This is a genomic window from Dactylosporangium salmoneum, assembly GCF_039532525.1.
Taxonomy (GTDB): domain Bacteria; phylum Actinomycetota; class Actinomycetes; order Mycobacteriales; family Micromonosporaceae; genus Dactylosporangium; species Dactylosporangium salmoneum.
Window position 1 is genome coordinate 1 of record NZ_BAAARV010000087.1, and the last position, 713, is coordinate 713.

1 protein-coding gene is annotated in these 713 nt (G+C 69.8%); it reads left to right on the plus strand.

The features are described from left to right. On the plus strand, positions 1-713 hold a 713-nt coding region (locus ABD352_RS44180), incomplete at both ends, for an IS30 family transposase (protein ID WP_344618591.1).

A 713-nucleotide genomic window follows, 5' to 3' on the forward strand; every position in this document is an offset into this window, starting at 1 on the left:
CGACGCGGGGACGATCTCGCGGGAGTTGCGGCGCAACGCCGCGACACGCGGCGGCAAGCTGGAGTATCGGGCTGTGGTGGCGCAGTGGAAGGCGCAGCAGGCGGCCAAGCGTCCGAAGACCGCCAAGCTGGTGTCGAATCCGCGGCTGCGCGAATACGTCCAAGAGCGCCTGAGCGGCAGCGTCCGCCAGCCCGGCGGCGAGCTCGTGACCGGGCCGACCGCTCGGGCCTGGAAGGGACGCAACAAGCCCCGCCGGGAGGACCGCCGCTGGGTCATCGCGTGGAGCCCGGAACAGATCAGCAACCGGTTGCAGCTGGACTTCCCGGATGATGCCTCCATGCGCATCTCGCATGAGGCGATCTACCAATCGCTGTTCATTCAGGGCCGGGGCGCGCTACAGCGTGAACTGGTCGCGTGTCTGCGAACCGGCCGCGCGTTGCGGGTGCCACGCGCTCGAGCCCGGCAACGCCGCGACGGCATGGTCACCCCCGAAGTGATGATCAGCCAGCGGCCGGCCGAGGTCGAAGACCGGGCCGTGCCCGGACACTGGGAAGGTGATTTGATCATCGGGCTGGACAGGTCCGCGATCGGGACCCTCGTGGAACGGACCACCCGATTCACCATGCTGCTCCACCTGCCCCGCATGGGCGGTTGGGGCGTCGAAACGCGGTCGAAGAACGGCCCCGCCCTGGCCGGGCACGGCGCCGAAGCCG